Below are 17,523 nucleotides of genomic sequence, written 5' to 3'. Positions count from 1 at the left end.
CATTCCATCTCCTTAAACAATCCACTGCCTTTTTTTATCCCTGCATACTTTTTATTCCACTACCCGCTAACTATTTTTAGGCTGCTCTTTGTTGGTTTACGCGCTTTTGATTAAACATACCTGATGAACTTGTGTATATACTCTAGATTCCAGGTGAGTCATCGATATGTAAATTTCGTTTATCTTTGGTTCTAACGGTCCACTCATATGACTTGTGGCGATTTTAGAAACGAGAAATTATTCACCGTGAATAAAATTACTTAACAGGAGAATACTTGTTTCCATCACTTTGCCCGCCGTAAGCTATATGTAATGTTGTGCGGTCAGCTTTTTTCTTCTTCATTCTATTTTTTTCCATTTTCCTTTCTCGAAAAATACATTGTGAAATTTTGGCGAGTTAAACACCAGATAGAAACTCCAAGCACTTCTGTAAGTTGTCGGGTTACTTGTTAGAATGTGGTGTGTTGGTTTTTCCATTACAATTATCAGCCTGTCTGAGTGATAGTTTATTGGGTTGGTTGTTCTAACTGTCCCTCGATAAGTATTTAATATTTTCTCTTTATCTGTGACGTGAAAAAAAATTGAGTCTTGATCAGTTATTTCAAATCGAAAGTGATTGTATTGCCAATCAGTTTGTTTTCCCTTGAAGTAATCTCTATTTATTACATATTCTCCGTAATAGTCTTCCTTATCTAATTCTGTTTTGGAAGTCAACCAATTTAATGCACTCACAAGTACAACAAGTCCAATTATTCCGAGCCAAATTAATCTGAGTATTTTTCCAATTAGGAGTTTTCTCGATATTAGCCAAATAATTAACAGTATTCCTGTAAATGGGATAAGAATGAGAATGAAGAATAAGTTAAATCCAAATCCCATTTTAATTTCTTAGATGTCTTTTTTTAGCTGCTGCACAAGAATGTTTTCACAACTTTTTTTATATTTTATAGAAATAAACACCATCCATCAGATTACACCCAAATAAAGCTATCTCTAAGTAAAAATATATAAATATTATGGCGGATAATAAATTTAGAAAAAAATCCATTCTTTATTCGGTTCTACTTTTTGACCGGATAATAGGCCCAGCGGGGTAAGCAGGTTTATAAAGTATGCTATACAATTACTGTATTACAAAACTCTCTCTTAATGCTATAGGCCAATTCTCTTTTCAGACTCATCTTTTTTAACCTGAATAGTTACCTCTTTTGATTTTAATCCGGGAGAACTCAGGTTAACTTTAATTACGCCCGGTTTATCGGTGGCCTGGACCAATCCCAAACATTTACCCCGGAAGGCACGCCTTTGATTGGTTTTGTAATTGCTTAGATCTAAAGGATCGCCGTTGTCTACGCCAATCAGTTTACCGGGCCCATTTACCGAAAAGCTGATATTATTTGTTGCCAGAGGAACGGGCGTGCCTTTGCTGTCCACTACCGTAACTTCCAGGTGGGTTATGTCTTTCAGGTTAGCGTTTAGTTGGTTTTTATCCAGTTTTACCTGAATAGCGGCGGGTGCCCCGGCGGTGGTATAACTGTGGGTAGCTACTTCTTTACCGTTTTTTAGCGCAACAGCTTTTATTGTACCGGGTTCATAAGGCACTTGCCACACGAGTTGTTCGTCCTGGTAGGGCTGTTTGCCTAAAGACTTGCCATTTAAAAATAATTCTACCGCATCGCCATTGGTATAAACGACAACGGGTATTTTGGTGCCTTCTTTGGCCGGGTGCGTCCAGTGGGGTAACAGGTGCACCATGGGTTTTTCGGTCCAGAGGCTTTGGTACAGGTAATAATGATCTTTGGGGAAACCGCAAATATCGAGTACCCCAAAATTAGCCATCCGGGAAGGCCAGCCGTTGGTTTCGCCTAAATAATCAAAACCGGTCCAGCGGAAATGGCCCATGACGTAATCAAAATCCCGGACGCGCTGCCAGGCTTTGCGCGCGCTCGAACGGACAGTGGCATTATCGTAGGATGACTGGTAATAAATATTAGTGGCCCAGGGCTTTTTATTTAAAATCGGTTTTACTTCCCCGTTCTGGTAGTAAGTAGTTTGCTGTTCTTCCGGAAAAACCTCCTGTGGCGCTAAATCGGCAATCCGGAAAACTTTATCGGCTTTATCTTTCATGGAACCGGCCGAGCCGCTTCTGATTTCCCAGGGAGCCGGGAAGTGTTGCCGACGCCAGTTGGTGGTGGTGCGATACACCCCGCGGGTCTGGTAAGTATGGGGTACTTCGGTGCCAATGGATGGGATATCCGGAAATTTTTCGTGAAATTCTTCAAACGCTCCGATCTCTTCGCCGCCGCCATTAAAACCATTAATATCCAAAGCGGTGCGCGCCTTGTCGCCGGTCATGCCGCGGGTGGGGTCGTGGCCGCCCTGGGTAACCGGTCGGGTGGGGTCGAGGGTGTGAAAAAGCTGAAGCAGTTTTTTCTGTGTGTCCAGCGTTCCTTTCACTACTTCATTGCCGATAGACCAAATAATAATACTCGGATGATTGCGGTCGCGGCGGATAAAATCAGTCGCATCTTTTTGCCACCATTCTGCGAAATAATTACCGTAATCGTGTCGGGCTTTGGCCGTTTCCCAGCCGTCAAATGTTTCGTTCATGACCATTATCCCCAAGCTATCGCACATACTGTAAAACTCCGGGGCAAACGGATTATGGGAAGTCCGGATGGTATTGCAGCCCATATCCTTCAGCAGTTTTAACCGGCGGTAAAGTACATCGTCCGGTACGGCTGCACCCACGGGGCCGGCATCGTGGTGCAGACAAACGCCTTTAATTTTTACCTGCTTATCGTTGAGTAAAAAACCTTTAGCAGCATTAAAATCTAATTTCCGGATGCCCAACGGCGTATGGTACTCATCGGTAACCTGGTTGCGAACCCGCACAATATTTACTACCTCGTACAGATAAGGCGTATCCGGTGACCAGAGCTGCGGCCCCTCAATGGTTAGTTGTTGCTCAAAATCTAAAGTTTTTGCCTCGTCACTTTTTTTAGCCGTAGTGCCCGAAGCCACTGTTTTACCGGTTTTATCTAAAATCCGGGTTTCCAGCTGAATATTTTCCCCGGTTATTCCTTCGGACAGCACCTGCGTTTTAATGTTAATAGTGGCTTTGGCTGCACTCACCCCGGGCGTGGTTACCTGCGTTCCCCAATGCGCCACCCGAACCGGATTGGTAACTTCCAGCCAAACATGGCGGTAAATGCCGGAGCCAGTATACCAGCGCCCGCTTTGCGGTTTAGAATGGTCTACCTTAACCGCTAATATATTTTTTCCTTTCTTAAGGTAAGGGGTAAGGTCGTACATAAAGCTGATATAGCCATAAGGACGCTTTCCCAGATGCTGGCCGTTTAGCCAGACATCGCTGTTCATATAAACCCCGTCAAACTGCACCGATACTTTTTTATTCTGCCATTCTGAATGCCAGTCGAAGGTTTTACGGTACCAGCCAATGCCGGCCGGCAAGTAGCCGCTTTGCCAATCGGTACCGTAAATAGTATCGTACTTGCCCTCTATGCTCCAATCATGAGGCAGGTTTACGCTGCGCCAATCATCTACCGGAAAATTAGGGTTTTCTGCCCCGGCTTTATCGCCCTGGTAAAATTTCCAGTTTAAGTCGAAGTTAATTCTCTGTCGGCCAGGCGTTGACTTTTCTTTCTTGATAAAGGAAGCGCCGAACAAAACTAAACCGATTAAAAGTAATGTAAGCAGGGGAAATTGGCTTTTCATCATATAAAATGTGTAACGCTTTTGCGCTTCATGTCCGGAACAATGCTGGTAGCAGGTATTCTAATTATAATTATTAAGTTCTCCTGCCGAAAAACTAAACATTCCCAACCAGCAATAATTAAGAAAAGCCGGTTGCCGGCGAACCTGCTAAATTTTTCTTAAACTTTATTTCTAAAACCGGCTTGGTTTAAACCATCCAGGTTTACTACCAAAATAGGGATGGTTTAAATATTGTTTTGCTAACTAATTTTATTGCGCGATAAAAATAATAATTAATAGATAGATATTGAAAGTTATATAGATATTATTATTAAAATTGGAAAGGAAATATTACTTTAAAGAATAAATAGTGAAACGAAAAGTAAATAGATGAGATTATTTAATCTTACCTGTTTTGGTTATTGTTTTCGGTAACTATAAACGCGCTTTTGACTTAAAAATAAATCAACTAACTACAGAAATTAACCTCTTTCATAACATTCAACACTACAATGACGAACCAATTAGCTGCTACTTTCAGAAATCTGTTACAAAATAGAAATTATATAACCGGAGTTGGCGCCAGAGATGCGCTGGAAGCTAAAATGATTCAGCGGGCCGGCTTTGATTTTGTCTGGTCGAGCGGTTTTTGCATTTCGGCTTCTTACGGTTTGCCTGATGCCAGCATTCTTTCGATGAAAACTTTTGTAGAAGAGGCGCTGGCGATAAAAGAAGCGATTAATATTCCGATAATTTATGATGGCGATACGGGTTATGGCAACGCGATAAATGTAATTTATTTAACCAAGATTTTGGATGAAGCCGGCATTGCCGCCCTGTGTCTGGAAGACAAACGTTTTCCGAAAGATACCAGTTTATTAGCCGGCGGCCGGCAGGAGTTGCTGGACGCGAAAGAATTTGCCGGCAAAATCAGAGCCGCCAAAGATGCCCAAAAAAGTAAAGATTTTACGGTAATAGCCCGGACAGAAGCCCTGATTGCGGGTATGGGCCAGCAAGAAGCCTTGGATCGGGCCATGCTGTATACCGAAGCGGGCGCCGATTGTATCTTTATTCATTCGAAGAGCAAAACCCCCGACGAAATTATTCAATTTGTGAATGCCTGGACCAGTCCGGTGCCGTTAGTATTGGTACCTACTTCTTACCCCGACTTAACGGAAGATAAAATAGAAGAACTGGGAAAAGTAAAAGTAATTATTTATGCCAACCAGGTTTTACGGGCAGCCATTAAGGCCAGCCAGGAGGTGCTTTCGGAAATAAAGCGTTCAAAAGGGGTTAAAAAAATAGAAAATACAATTGCTACGCTCGACGAAGTTTTTGATTTGCAGGATATTAAAAGCATGAAGCAAAACGAGAAAAAATATCTATAAGCCTTGTTTAATTTATATGGACTACAAAATTGGCATTATTGGTTTTGGAACGGTGGGTTCTGTTTTAGCGGCTATTTTTAAGCGTACGGGTACGCCTTTCGCGGTATACGATACGTTGCTGGAAGCTCCTGCTTCTAAAGCGGCTATTCTGGCTAAAGCCCAGGAGCATAATGCTCAGATGCTGGCTTTACCGGATTTAATTGCCCAAAGTACCCACCTTATTTCGGCTGTTACAACGCAGGTAGCAGAAACCGTCGCAACTGCCTGTCTGCCCTATTTGCAAGAGAATCAGTTTTTTATCGATTGTAATTCTACTTCGCCGGGTATTAAAATTAATATCCAAAATATTATTCACACAGGTAAAGCCAATTTTGTAGAAGGGGTCATTACGAATGCGGTAAATCCCGGCGATACTTCCATTCAGGTTTTAATTGGTGGCGACCAAGGGGAGGAGATAGCGGCGCTATTGCAGCAAGGTGGTATTAAAGCTAAATTCTACGCTAAGGAAGTAGGCAAGGCATCGATGTTTAAAATGCTGCGCAGTATTTTCTCCAAAGGCGTGGAAGTGCTATTGCTGGAGATGTTGGTTGCGGCGCAGAAAGCCGGTATCCAGTCGGATTTATGGCAGGAAATTACGGCTTTTATAGATAGCAAGCCCTTCGCCGAAATAGGCGAAACCTGGATGAAATCGCACGCCGTGGCTTACGAACGTCGCTATTACGAGATGCAGCAGGTTATCGATACCATGCAGGAAATCGGCGCTTCGCCAATCCTGACCACCGCTACCCTGCAATATTTTAAACAATCTATGGCTTTGGATTTGAAATCTTTTTTTCCGCAAGCGCCGGTTAATGCCGAGGCAGTTATTGCGGTGCTGGCTAAGCAGCAATAGCGAACGCCAGTAATTATTAAAGGGCTTTCGCAGCGTTTATAAGAAATCCCACTTCGGAGGAGGTTGAAATATTTAAACGAAATTTTTGCGAAAGTCCTGTCTTAATTTAACAATATCGGTTGGGTACCTAATACATAAATATTCCGCCACTTATACCAACCCCAACAGAACAAATTTGACTCTGATCTAGGATATTCCGGCCGTTTCTCTTCCGGTATGGGAAGGCAACTACCGGAAACCAGGACTTCATTACTCCTTATTTAACTCAAAGTGTACAATAAGCTTTTAGTTAAAAAAACAACACTTCATTTTAAAGGACTACAATAGTTAACCCGTTAATAACCAGCCAATGAAGACTCTGGATATATTTAATACAGCCCGTACGGTTATCCGGGAAACGGTGAACCCGCAAGAGGTAGATCAACAATACCGCTACTGGCGAAAAAGGATTCTTTATAGTGCTTTTATTGGTTATGCGGTTTACTATTTCTGCCGGGTAAATATATCCATGGCTTTGCCCCACATGCAAAGCGATTTAGGGTACGATAAATTTCAGTTGGGGTTAATAGTATCGGTTTTGCAAATTACTTATGGCGTAGGCAAGTTTTTAAACGGTATTATTGCCGACCGGTCTAACCCCCGGTACGTAATGGCCATTGGTCTATTTCTATCCGGCCTGGCTAATTTAATATTTGGGCTCAGTTCTATGCTTTGGGTATTGGTGCTGGTCTGGGGATTAAACGGTTGGTTTCAGAGTATGGGATTTCCGCCCGGCGCCCGGCTGCTTAGCCATTGGTATACCCCGAAAGAGTACGGCCGGATATGGGGTATTTTTGGCTGCTCGCATCAGGTTGGGGCGGCCATTATTTTCGCTGCCGGCGGCTATTTGGTGCTGATGGGCTGGCAATACGCTTTTATCGTGCCTTCTCTGTTTGCATTTATAACCGCTGTTTTTCTTTTTAATCGTCTGGGCGATATTCCCGAGAATATGGGTTTGCCACCGGTAGAAGAATATAAAGGCGAAAAGCTTAAAAGTTTAGCACCGGCGCGGGTAAAAAGCCCAAAATTCTTCAATGAGGCTTTGTTTAAAAATGTGCTGTCGAATAAATATGTTTGGCTCACCGCCTTTGGTAATATGTTTCTGTACATCGTGCGGTACGGGCTGGTAACCTGGACACCCTTGTTTATCAGCGCCAACAAAGGCGTTAATATTACAAAGGCGGGCTGGGTATTAGCGGCTTTTGAATTGGTCGGAATTGCCGGTATGCTCCTGGCCGGCTACGTTTCAGATAAAACGTTTAAAGCCAGAAGAGGTCCAACCATGGCGATTTATATGTTTCTGTTGGCTTTCTGCATCGTTTTGTTCTGGATCGCCCCGTATGGCAATACCATTCTAATAATCCTGATCCTGGCGTTGTCCGGTTTTCTGGTCTACGGCCCCTTAATGCTGGTTAGTGTCGCCGCAGCCACTTACGCCGGAAAGAAATCGGCTGCCAGTGCGTCCGGGTTTACCGGTTTCTGGGGCTATGTGGGCGCTACCATTTCTGGAGTAGGCGTTGGGGGCGTAGCCGAATATTACGGCTGGAAAGGAGCTTTCATGTTAATATTATTTTCAGCCTTTTTAAGTGCGGTCTTCTTCGCTTTAACCTGGAAGGCCACGCCTTATGTGGAGGAGAATAAGGTCTAAATTATTTAACCATACCTAATTATTGCCGGCAGTAACACACGCTAAAATTTTAATACTGCCTCCGGCACAGCGCCTACCTGGCCGGATGCATGTCTACACTATCCCTCAACCTATTTATTATTTTCTTTTCGCTGAAAGATTAGAAAGTATCCATTCTCCTGTTTATAGTTTTTGAAAATGATAAAGGTAAACGTGCATGGTGTAACTGAAAAAGCGCCACTTACTTTTAGCGTCTATCTGTTTCATAGAATCATACCGCTTATTTAGGAAGAAAATGATAAGGGAAGTAAGGGGCGGATTTTTGCAGATTAGCGTTTTTTATTTTACTTACTTTGCCGTCTCAACTTTTCATTTTAACTAAAAACTAACCCGATTGACCTTAACCGTAATAAGATAAACTTAATAATGAGCAAGTACAGCGTAGCCCTTATTCTTTTCTTTGTCAGCCTCACTTCCGGTTTTAATGCCCGGGCTCAGGGAGGTAAACCAGCTGCAAAAAAACAACCGAATATAATATTTATCCTGACCGATGATTTGGGTTGGGGCGACTTGGGTACTTTTTTTCAGAAACAGCGGCAAAAAAATAATGATAGGAGTGAGCCTTGGGCCTTTACCCCTAATTTAGATAAAATGGCCGCCGGGGGCGCTAAATTACCGCACCATTATTGCGCTGCCCCGGTTTGTGCCCCTTCGCGGGCCTCTATCTTAATGGGAGTAAGTCAGGGACATGCCAACGTACGCGATAACCAGTTTGATAAGGCGCTGGAAGATAACCACACCATTGCATCGGTTTTACGCCGGGTTGGCTATGCCACAGCCGCCATTGGTAAGTGGGGACTACAAGGTGGCAGCAAAGAAAGCCGGGAATGGCCGGCCCACCCAAATAAGCGGGGCTTTGATTATTACTACGGTTACATGCGGCACGCGGATGGCCACGAGCATTATCCGAAAGAAGGCATTTACCGGGGCGCAAAAGAAGTATGGGAAAACAACACCGAAGTTTCGGCCGGCCTGGATAAATGTTATACCGGTGATTTATGGACCGCCGCGGCTAAAAGATGGATAGTGGAACATAAAAAAGGCCAGCAGGCTAACAATCCATTTTTTATGTATTTGGCTTACGATACCCCGCACGCTGTACTCGAATTACCGACGCAGCCCTACCCAGCCGGAGGCGGACTTAAAGGCGGCATGCAATGGGTAGGAAAACCGGGCCAGATGATAAATACTGCTTCCGGTAGCGTCGATTCTTGGGTACACCCGGATTATGCCAAAGCAACCTACGACCACGATAATAACAAGTCTACGCCCGAAGTGGCCTGGCCCGATGTTTACAAACGCTACGCCACCTCCGTCCGGCGCATCGACGACCAGGTGGGCGATTTAATAACCTTGCTGAAAGATCTAAAAGAGGATACCAATACCCTGATTGTTTTTACTTCGGATAACGGACCTTCGCTGGAGTCTTACCTGCCCGATACCTATCAACCCAATAATCCAACTTTCTTTAATAGTTTTGGTCCTTTCGACGGGGTGAAGCGCGACGTATGGGAAGGTGGCGTGCGGATGCCGGCTTTGGCTTACTGGCCCGGTCGCATTCCGGCAAACCGCGTAGTGCAAACGCCTAATGCCTCGCACGACTGGCTGCCTACCTTTACCGATGCCGCCGGGGTGCCGGCACCGGCCCGGATCGATGGGGTTTCGCTTTTACCGTCTTTAACCGGCGTAGGCAAGCAGCGCGAAGGAGTGGTATATATAGAATATTTTAATAATGGCATCACCCCCGATTTCAGCGAATTTCAGCCCCAGCACCGGAAAAGAAGACGCAACCAAATGCAGCTCATCCGGCTGGGCGATAACGTGGGGGTGCGATATGATATTAAATCGCAGGCCGATGATTTTGAAATTTACAATGTGGTAAAAGATCTTCAGCAAGCGAATAACTTAGCCAAAAATGCCGGCATGGCAGCGCTGCAGCAGCAAATGAAAGACAAAATATTGCAAGTACGCCGGCCCGATGCCGAAGCCAAACGGCCTTACGATGCAGAATTAGTACCGGGCATAGCAGAACAAAAAATTAAAGCCGGTCTATCCTGGAAAGCATTTACGGGTAATTATCCCTGGTTGCCGGAGGTAGCTACTTTAAAACCTGTTACAAAAGGCCAGGCCCGGCAGGTAGATGTGAAAGCCGCAAAAGCCCCGGATAATAGTGTACTGTTTTTCGAAGGCTACTTGCGGGTGCCCACCGATGGGGCCTATACCTTTTATGTAGATGCTGCGGCCGGTTCTTTGCTGCGGATCCACGAAGCTACTGTTATCGATGCCGATTATTCTTTTACCAAAGGCCAGGAAGCGGCGGGTAAAATATTGTTAAAAGCTGGTTTGCACCCGTTCCGTTTTTACACGAAAAAAGCCGCCGGAAAGGTATTGTTTAATTTCCAGTGGGAAGGTCCTGGTATTAGTAAACAAGCCATTCCGGCAACAGTATTTTACCAGGACGCCGCCGTGGCAGCCCGGTAGTGGAATAATAAAAGCAGCATTTAAATAATTGAATGCTGCTTTTATTTTAGATATAATATTAATTTATAGCTCTTTTATCAGTAGCTGGAACAAAATATTTTTTTGCATACCGATGAAAATATCACACTTAGTTAAACTTAGAAAGGTAGCATGGCTTACGCTGGTAAGTTGCTTACTAAGTTTCGGGTATGCAGCGGCGCAAAATAATACAGCACCGAATATTATCATAATAGTGGCCGACGATCACGGCACCGATGCGTTGGGTTGCTACGGTAATCCGGTTATCCAAACGCCTAATCTGGATAAACTGGCAGCGGAAGGGGTACGGTTTACCAATGCCTTTTGTACCACCGCCAGTTGCAGCCCTAGCCGGTCGGTATTATTAACCGGTTTGCATAACCACGCCAACGGCATGTACGGCCTGGAGCACACTTACCATCATTTTAATTCTTTTGAGAACGTAGCCGGTTTACCGGAACTACTGGCTAAAAAAGGTTACCGCACGGCCCGGGTAGGCAAGTTTCATGTGGCGCCCGAAAAGGTATTCCAGTTCCAGACGGTTTTGTCGGCGGGGCAGGCCAATGACCCCAATGCTTTGGGCCGCAGCCCGGTAGAAATGGCAGCCGCCTGTAAAGCTTTTATTAGCCAACCTGGTAAGCCGTTTTTCCTGTATTTTGCTTCCGACGATCCGCACCGCTCTAACGGGGTGTTGCCCAACGGCCATCCTACATTTAATTCTTATCCGGCACCTAACCTTTTCGGCAATCGCCGGCAAGGTTATCCTGGCATAAAGGAAATCGTGTACGCTCCGGACAAGGTAATAGTGCCGCCTTTTTTACCTGATAACGCCGAAACCAGAGCAGAACTGGCCCAGTATTACCAGGCCGTGTCGCGCCTGGACCAGGGAGTAGGGCAGTTAATTCAGATTTTGAAAGATGCGGGCCAATACGAGAATTCGCTCATTATTTATCTATCGGATAATGGCGTGGCTTTTCCGGGCGCAAAAACTACTTTGTACGATCCCGGCATGAAGTTGCCATTGATTGTTCGCCGGCCCGGCAAAGATCAGAAAAGCTTTGTGCAACCCGCCCTGGTATCGTGGGTAGATATTACGCCCACTATCCTGGATTATGCCGGTGCTTCCTCTGGAACCAAACTGCAAGGAAAATCTTTCCGGGCCGTTCTGGAAAATGAGAAGGCTGCGGGGCAAACCGAAATATACGCTTCGCATTCTTTACACGAAATTACCATGTACTACCCCATGCGCGTAATTCGTACCCCAAAGTACAAACTGATATACAACCTGGCGCATGAATTAACTTTTCCTTTTGCGCTGGATTTAGTAGAATCATCGGCGTGGCAAAGCGTTCAGAAATCTAAAAGCAATATTTACGGACAACGCGCCATTCAGCAGTTCCTGCACCGTCCTAAATTTGAATTATACGATTTAGAAAAAGACCCGGGGGAAATAAATAACCTCGCCCAATCAAAATCCCACCAGGAAGTTTTTAACCAACTCCTCACTAAAATGAAGCAGTTTCAGAAAGAAACCAGCGACCCCTGGTATCATAAATGGACATACGAGTAAACGCTTTTGTTTTGAAATATTTAATTTTAAGCATTAACAATAAAACGGGTTTATTTATCAGCAAAAGTTAAAAATATCCTTTAAAAGCTCCCGACAAGCAAAACACTACTGGTACTAACCATGATAAATCGCTTCTTAGTTATTTTCTTACTGTTAGGGGTTTTTGCCTGTTCTTCTTCCTCCCAGGACAAGGCCCAACAAAAGCCTAATATTGTTATTATTTACGTGGATGATTTGGGTTATGCCGATGTAGGCTGCTATGGCGCCAAGGGGGTAGCCACGCCCAATATAGATAGATTGGCAAAGGAGGGCTTGCGGTTTACCGATGGGCATAGTTCCGCCGCTACCTGCACGCCTTCGCGGTTTTCGTTGCTCACCGGCAAGCATGCTTTCCGGAATAAGGCCGCCATTTTACCCGGCGACGCACCCCTGGTCATCCGTCCGGGTACACCAACAATAGCCGGCATGTTGCAAAAAGCCGGTTATAAAACGGGGGTTATCGGTAAATGGCATTTAGGCCTGGGCAATGGCACTGTAAACTGGAACAAACAAATAAAGCCCGGGCCCCAGGAAATAGGTTTTGATTATAGTTTTTTAATACCCGCTACCGGCGACCGGGTGCCTACCGTGTACGTCGAGAACCAGCGGGTAGTAGGGTTAGACCCCAACGATCCGATACAGGTGAGTTACGCCGAAAAAGTAGGAGATGAGCCTACCGGTTTATCGCATCCGCAACTTTTAAAAATGAAAGCGGACACACAGCACAGCCAAACCATTATTAACGGTGTAAGCCGCATTGGTTATATGGCCGGTGGCAAAGCGGCGCGCTGGCAGGACGAGGACTTTCCGGATATATTAACCCAGAAAGCTAAAGCCTTTATTACCCAGAACAAAGAACAGCCATTTTTCTTATATTTTGCTTTTCAGGATATTCATGTGCCGCGTGTTCCGCATCCGCGTTTTGTGGGAAAAAGCCAGATGGGTCCGCGGGGCGATGCCATTGTGCAAATGGACTGGTGTACCGGCGAGATCGTGAAAACCCTGGAGGAACTTGGGTTAGCCCAGAATACCTTAATAATTTTTACCAGCGATAACGGTCCTGTATTAGATGATGGCTACGCCGATCAAGCCGAAATATTAGTAGGAGCGCATAACCCCAGCGGCTCTTTTAAAGGTGGCAAATACAGTGCTTACGAGGCTGGTACCCGCGTACCTACTATTACGTACTGGCCCGGTGTAATTAAACCAGGGGTAAGCAATGCCCTGGTTAACCAGATTGATTTATATGCCTCACTGGCCCAACTGGTCGGGCAAAAGTTAGAGAAAGACGCAGCTCCGGATAGTCAGGAAATGCTGGATACCTGGCTGGGTAAAACAAATAAAGGCCGTACCGAAATGGTAGAGGAGGCCTTTGTGCTCGCTTTGCGCAGCGGCGACTGGAAATATATTGCCCCCGGCACGCAAGCCCCTGATTGGTTAAAAAATAAAAAGATTGCTACGGGTTTAGGAGAAGAACCACAACTGTATAACCTGGCCCAGGACAAAGCCGAAAATCATAATCTGGCGCAACAGCATCCGGAAAAAGTAAAAGAATTGGCTAAGCGCTTGGAGGCTATTGTGGCGGACCCCAATGCCAGTATGCATAAATAATTCAGAAATCTACGGATTTAACCAGTTAGTTAACTTAAAAAAATATTCTCTGTAAAGGCCCGATTTAAGAATTAATGCTGCAAATGCCGGAGAATAGTCCCAACTACCCTACACTTTGTTTAATAACTTAATTTTAAAACTTAAATCTGGTGAGATTTGAATGTTACATCAGTTTAGTAATAGTGTACATTTGTTGACTTGCTGATTTTACAGCAGGAGATAAAATCAGAACTAAAAACTAAGTTAGGGTTACTAAATATTAATTCCTATTTTTATTTGAAGCCTGTATAAGCTAATGGCCTTGCTTCTAATTGTATTTATTAGTTTTATTCTACCTGAATAAGAAAACACGTGTGTAGTACCATTAAAATTATTGTTTTTTGAAAAAAATTAATTATTCCTTAACCTTCACCATTGCTGTTTTATCCCTTTTTAGTTGCCAGAATCAACCTGAAAAGAAAGAAATACCGGCCGCATCAGCACCGGCGGTGAATGCAGCAGAAATAGCGCCTCAGACCGATACAGTAGAAACCAAAATGGTCTGGATTCCGGGCGGTACGTTTCAAATGGGTTCCAATGATGCTGCTTTTCCGGATTCGCAACCCATGCACCCAGTTACTGTGGATGGCTTCTGGATGGATGAACATGAAGTAACCAACGCCGAGTTCGCCAAGTTTGTCCAGACTACCGGCTATGTTACGGTGGCCGAGCGTCAGTTAAATCCGGCTGATTTTCCGGGTGTACCCGCCGAAAATGTGGTACCGGGTTCCGGCGTTTTTACGCCTACGTCGCAGGCAGTACCTTTGGATAACCCGCTGCAATGGTGGCAGTACGTGCCGGGCGCCAGCTGGCGACATCCGCAAGGGCCGGAAAGCTCGGTAAAGAGCCAACCCAATAAACCGGTGGTGCAGGTGAGTTACGAAGATGCCGCGGCTTATGCCAAATGGGCCGGTAAACGATTACCTACCGAAGCCGAGTGGGAGTTTGCTGCCCAGGGCGGCCGCGGTCAGCAAAAATATTACTGGGGAAATGAACTGAAACCCGGTGGCAAATGGATGGCCAATATTTACCAGGGCAATTTCCCGGATAAAAATACCGGCGAGGATGGGTTCATTGGTGCAGCACCGGTTAAGTCGTACCCGGCTAATGCGTATGGTCTCTACGACATGGATGGCAATGTTTGGGAATGGTGCAATGATTATTACCGCCCTGATTACTACCAGATGAGCCCAGCTAAAAACCCGCAGGGCCCAGAAAATAGCTTCGACCCGGATGAGCCCGGCGCGGTTAAACGGGTACAGCGGGGCGGCTCTTTTCTGTGCAGCGACCAATATTGTGTGCGCTATAAGCCCGGCAGCCGGGGCAAAGGCGAACACACCAGTGCTTCGGATAATTTAGGATTCCGGTGTGTAAAAAACAAAAGTTAAACGAAACGCCGCCGCTCGTTGACAAGCCAACACAGCCAAGGTGCCGGATTATCAGCAATGGCAAACATCCCGGCTAGTCCATTCTTCGGAAATCGGAATTCTACTAATTCGGCTTCTATCTTTATTCTATTGATTAGATTCTGGGGGTGAAGTGGTTTGTATAATTGGTAGCTTTTTACCTGTTCAGAAAATAGCTTTCAGCCGGTCTTTTAAATAAAAGTCCTGGCCTTCACTCTAATTGTTGGAACATTGTTACGCTGTTAATGTAATTATTAAGTTCATACTATGTATAAACCTTTCCTGTATTTACTAACCCTCGTTTGTTTTGTATTTGCCCGGGTAACCTTCGCCCAGCAGAAACCTAATATTGTTATTATTTACGCCGATGACTTAGGTTACGGCGATGTGAGCAGCTACGGTGCTACGAAGATTAAAACGCCAAATATAGATAAGTTAGCAACCCAGGGATTACGGTTTACCCAAGCCTATGCCACCTCCGCTACCTGCACCCCTTCGCGGTTTTCGATGCTTACCGGCAAGTATGCCTGGCGTAAGCAAGGCACCGGTATTGCTCCCGGCGATGCCGCTTTGTTAATCCCTACCGATATTACCACCCTGCCGGGTATGCTGCAAAAAGCGGGTTACAAAACAGCTGTGGTTGGTAAATGGCATCTGGGTCTGGGCCCGCAGGGTGGCCCCGATTGGAACCAGGAAATTAAACCCGGACCGCTGGAGATTGGTTTTAATTACAGTTTTATATTACCGGCCACCGGCGATAGAGTGCCTTGTGTTTACATGGAGAACCGCCGAATTGTAGACCTGGATCCGGCTGATCCGATTCGGGTAAGCTATAAGGAAAAAATTGGTAATGAACCCACAGGAAAAGAAAATCCTGAATTGCTGAAAATGAAACCTTCGCATGGGCATGATAATACCATTGTAAACGGGGTAAGCCGCATCGGGTACATGACCGGTGGAAAAAAAGCGCGCTGGATAGACGAAGAAATGGCCGACGTTATTACGAACCGGGCCATCAATTTTATCGATAAAAATAAAACCGGACCTTTCTTTTTGTATTTCGCTACCCAGGATATCCACGTACCCCGAATGCCGCATTCGCGTTTTGTAGGTAAAAGCGGTATGGGCGCGCGCGGCGATGCGATTTTGCAACTGGATTGGACAGTTGGTGAAGTGTTGAATGCGCTGGATAAGCTGAATTTAGCCTATAAAACCATCGTACTATTCAGCAGCGACAATGGGCCGGTATTGGATGATGGTTATGATGATAAGGCCGTTTCAAAACTGGGTGGCCATAAACCGGCTGGTAGTTTACGGGGTGGCAAATACAGCGCCTTTGAAGCGAGTACCCGGGTGCCCTTCCTGGTACGCTGGCCTGGCACCATAAAGCCGGGCGTATCGGCTGCTTTAATCAGCCAGGTTGATTTGTTCTCTTCGTTTGCCCAATTAACGGGCCAGACCTTGGGCGCGCAGGATGCCCCGGATAGCTTTAATGTACTAAATGCCTTATTGGGCAAAGCTAAAAACGGGCGGGAGTATATTGTATCGCAAGCGCTGAACAACACTTTATCGTTGGTGCAGAATAATTGGAAATATATTGAGCCCAGCAATGGCCCGCGCTTAAATAAAAACACTAATACCGAATTAGGCAATAACCCAGAACCGCAGCTCTACAATTTAAAAGAAGATATAAGCGAAGCCAGAAATGTAGCAAAGGCAAACCCTAAAGTTTTGCAACAGATGCAGGCCACCTTAAAAGAAGTAAAAGAAAAGAACGCTAGCCGGCAATTGTAAAAGTAAAAGATTCTGTATTAATTATGGCGATGAATCAGCATCAGAAAATTGGTTGTGCCAGGCTTATGTGCTCAGAACACGGCATAATGTCTGTCAGAAAGGGTTCCTTAAGACCAGAATGAAATTGTCCATAAATCTTTCCCTTTTTCAATTTATAGTTGTAAGCTCCTTATGGAAAGAAGAGTCTGCAAGAGAAGAAAGCTTTATCTAAACCGGAATAAACCTGCGGTTTAAATAACAATACTATTCTTTATGTAATAATTTTATCAATTCTGGCTCAGGCTACTGCTTGAGCCGTTTTGTTTAATAATGGCATGTGCTGTATAACTGGTGCTGCGGGTGCCCTTTCTCCCGGGCATTTAAAGGCATCAATAGCCTGAAAGATGAAACAAATGCCGGCTAGAAAGGCCGGTAATATTCTGTAGTGATTTTTTCAGTTCAACCGATTAAGAACAGGAAGCGGATTGTCTGCGTAAAAAAGTATGAATAATTATCCGTAATATTTAGTCACCTCCGTGCTGCCGCTAAATAAATTAAAATAGGACTTTCGCAAAATGGCTTTTTTAACATTGTAAATCCTCCCCCTTGCCCCCTCCGAAGGGGGACTTTGGATAATTTTGCGATAGTCCTGTAAAAATTAAAAAGCAGTAGAAATACATAGTTCTAAATTTATCCATTGGTCTATATTTGTGCCTAGACCCGGCCTATCCGGGAGGAAGATGAGCTGAGCACTTTTAAGAAACCTGTTATAAAATATTAACTCAATTATCTATGTCTGATTCTAATTCGCGCCGGAAGGCCCTTCAAAAAATGGCTGGCACAGTGGCAGTAGCTGCCTTAGG

Annotated in this window: 10 protein-coding genes; 8 read left to right on the top strand and 2 right to left on the bottom strand. The window is 45.0% G+C overall.

Going from position 1 to position 17,523, the window contains the following annotated elements; all coding sequences use genetic code 11:
• Positions 1–339: 339 nt before the first annotated feature.
• Both AAE02nite_RS25855 and AAE02nite_RS25850 read right to left on the bottom strand, forming a co-directional pair.
• Positions 340–879 (bottom strand): hypothetical protein, encoded by a 540-nt coding sequence (locus AAE02nite_RS25855; RefSeq protein WP_146905705.1) that lies wholly within the window; start codon positions 877–879, stop codon positions 340–342.
• A gap of 273 nt (positions 880–1,152) precedes the next feature.
• On the bottom strand, positions 1,153–3,741 hold the full coding sequence (locus AAE02nite_RS25850) for a glycoside hydrolase family 2 TIM barrel-domain containing protein (protein WP_146905702.1): 2,589 nt from the start codon (positions 3,739–3,741) through the stop codon (positions 1,153–1,155).
• A 488-nt stretch (positions 3,742–4,229) separates the two neighbouring features.
• Here AAE02nite_RS25850 and AAE02nite_RS25845 point away from each other — a divergent pair, with 488 nt between their 5' ends.
• From AAE02nite_RS25845 to AAE02nite_RS25810, 8 genes are all read left to right on the top strand, one after another.
• A complete protein-coding gene (locus tag AAE02nite_RS25845; protein ID WP_146905699.1) occupies positions 4,230–5,105 on the top strand; it encodes an isocitrate lyase/phosphoenolpyruvate mutase family protein in 876 nt (291 codons plus the stop codon).
• Positions 5,106–5,121: 16 nt separating this feature from the next.
• Positions 5,122–5,997 carry a DUF1932 domain-containing protein gene (locus AAE02nite_RS25840; protein ID WP_146905696.1) on the top strand — a complete coding sequence of 292 codons (876 nt, stop codon included), beginning with the start codon at positions 5,122–5,124 and terminating at the stop codon, positions 5,995–5,997.
• Positions 5,998–6,346: 349 nt separating this feature from the next.
• Positions 6,347–7,684 (top strand): MFS transporter, encoded by a 1,338-nt coding sequence (locus AAE02nite_RS25835; protein WP_146905692.1) that lies wholly within the window; start codon positions 6,347–6,349, stop codon positions 7,682–7,684.
• A 405-nt stretch (positions 7,685–8,089) separates the two neighbouring features.
• On the top strand, positions 8,090–10,204 hold the full coding sequence (locus AAE02nite_RS25830; protein ID WP_146905688.1) for a sulfatase-like hydrolase/transferase: 2,115 nt from the start codon (positions 8,090–8,092) through the stop codon (positions 10,202–10,204).
• Positions 10,205–10,316: 112 nt separating this feature from the next.
• The gene (locus AAE02nite_RS25825; RefSeq protein ID WP_146905685.1) at positions 10,317–11,792 is read left to right on the top strand and encodes a sulfatase family protein; all 1,476 of its coding nucleotides are present in this window, start codon (positions 10,317–10,319) and stop codon (positions 11,790–11,792) included.
• A 120-nt stretch (positions 11,793–11,912) separates the two neighbouring features.
• Positions 11,913–13,442: a sulfatase family protein gene (locus AAE02nite_RS25820; protein WP_146905682.1), complete on the top strand. Its 1,530-nt coding sequence runs from the start codon at positions 11,913–11,915 to the stop codon at positions 13,440–13,442.
• A gap of 380 nt (positions 13,443–13,822) precedes the next feature.
• Positions 13,823–14,869 (top strand): formylglycine-generating enzyme family protein, encoded by a 1,047-nt coding sequence (locus AAE02nite_RS25815; protein WP_246151262.1) that lies wholly within the window; start codon positions 13,823–13,825, stop codon positions 14,867–14,869.
• A gap of 285 nt (positions 14,870–15,154) precedes the next feature.
• Positions 15,155–16,681, top strand: coding sequence for a sulfatase family protein (locus AAE02nite_RS25810; protein WP_146905679.1), 1,527 nt, complete (start codon positions 15,155–15,157; stop codon positions 16,679–16,681).
• Positions 16,682–17,523 lie beyond the last annotated feature (842 nt).

Source organism: Adhaeribacter aerolatus, from assembly GCF_007991635.1.
GTDB classification, from domain to species: Bacteria; Bacteroidota; Bacteroidia; order Cytophagales; family Hymenobacteraceae; genus Adhaeribacter; species Adhaeribacter aerolatus.
This window is presented reverse-complemented; position numbering and strand designations above follow the sequence as displayed.

Bases quoted from the DNA above. Each gene is read 5' to 3' on its own strand.
- AAE02nite_RS25845 (WP_146905699.1), top strand. From the start codon at position 4,230: ATGACGAACCAATTAGCTGCTACTTTCAGAAATCTGTTACAAAATAGA.
- AAE02nite_RS25820 (WP_146905682.1), top strand. From the start codon at position 11,913: ATGATAAATCGCTTCTTAGTTATTTTCTTACTGTTAGGGGTTTTTGCC.
- AAE02nite_RS25850 (WP_146905702.1), bottom strand. From the start codon at position 3,741: ATGATGAAAAGCCAATTTCCCCTGCTTACATTACTTTTAATCGGTTTA.
- AAE02nite_RS25855 (WP_146905705.1), bottom strand. From the start codon at position 879: ATGGGATTTGGATTTAACTTATTCTTCATTCTCATTCTTATCCCATTT.
- AAE02nite_RS25835 (WP_146905692.1), top strand. From the start codon at position 6,347: ATGAAGACTCTGGATATATTTAATACAGCCCGTACGGTTATCCGGGAA.
- AAE02nite_RS25830 (WP_146905688.1), top strand. From the start codon at position 8,090: ATGAGCAAGTACAGCGTAGCCCTTATTCTTTTCTTTGTCAGCCTCACT.
- AAE02nite_RS25810 (WP_146905679.1), top strand. From the start codon at position 15,155: ATGTATAAACCTTTCCTGTATTTACTAACCCTCGTTTGTTTTGTATTT.
- AAE02nite_RS25840 (WP_146905696.1), top strand. From the start codon at position 5,122: ATGGACTACAAAATTGGCATTATTGGTTTTGGAACGGTGGGTTCTGTT.
- AAE02nite_RS25825 (WP_146905685.1), top strand. From the start codon at position 10,317: ATGAAAATATCACACTTAGTTAAACTTAGAAAGGTAGCATGGCTTACG.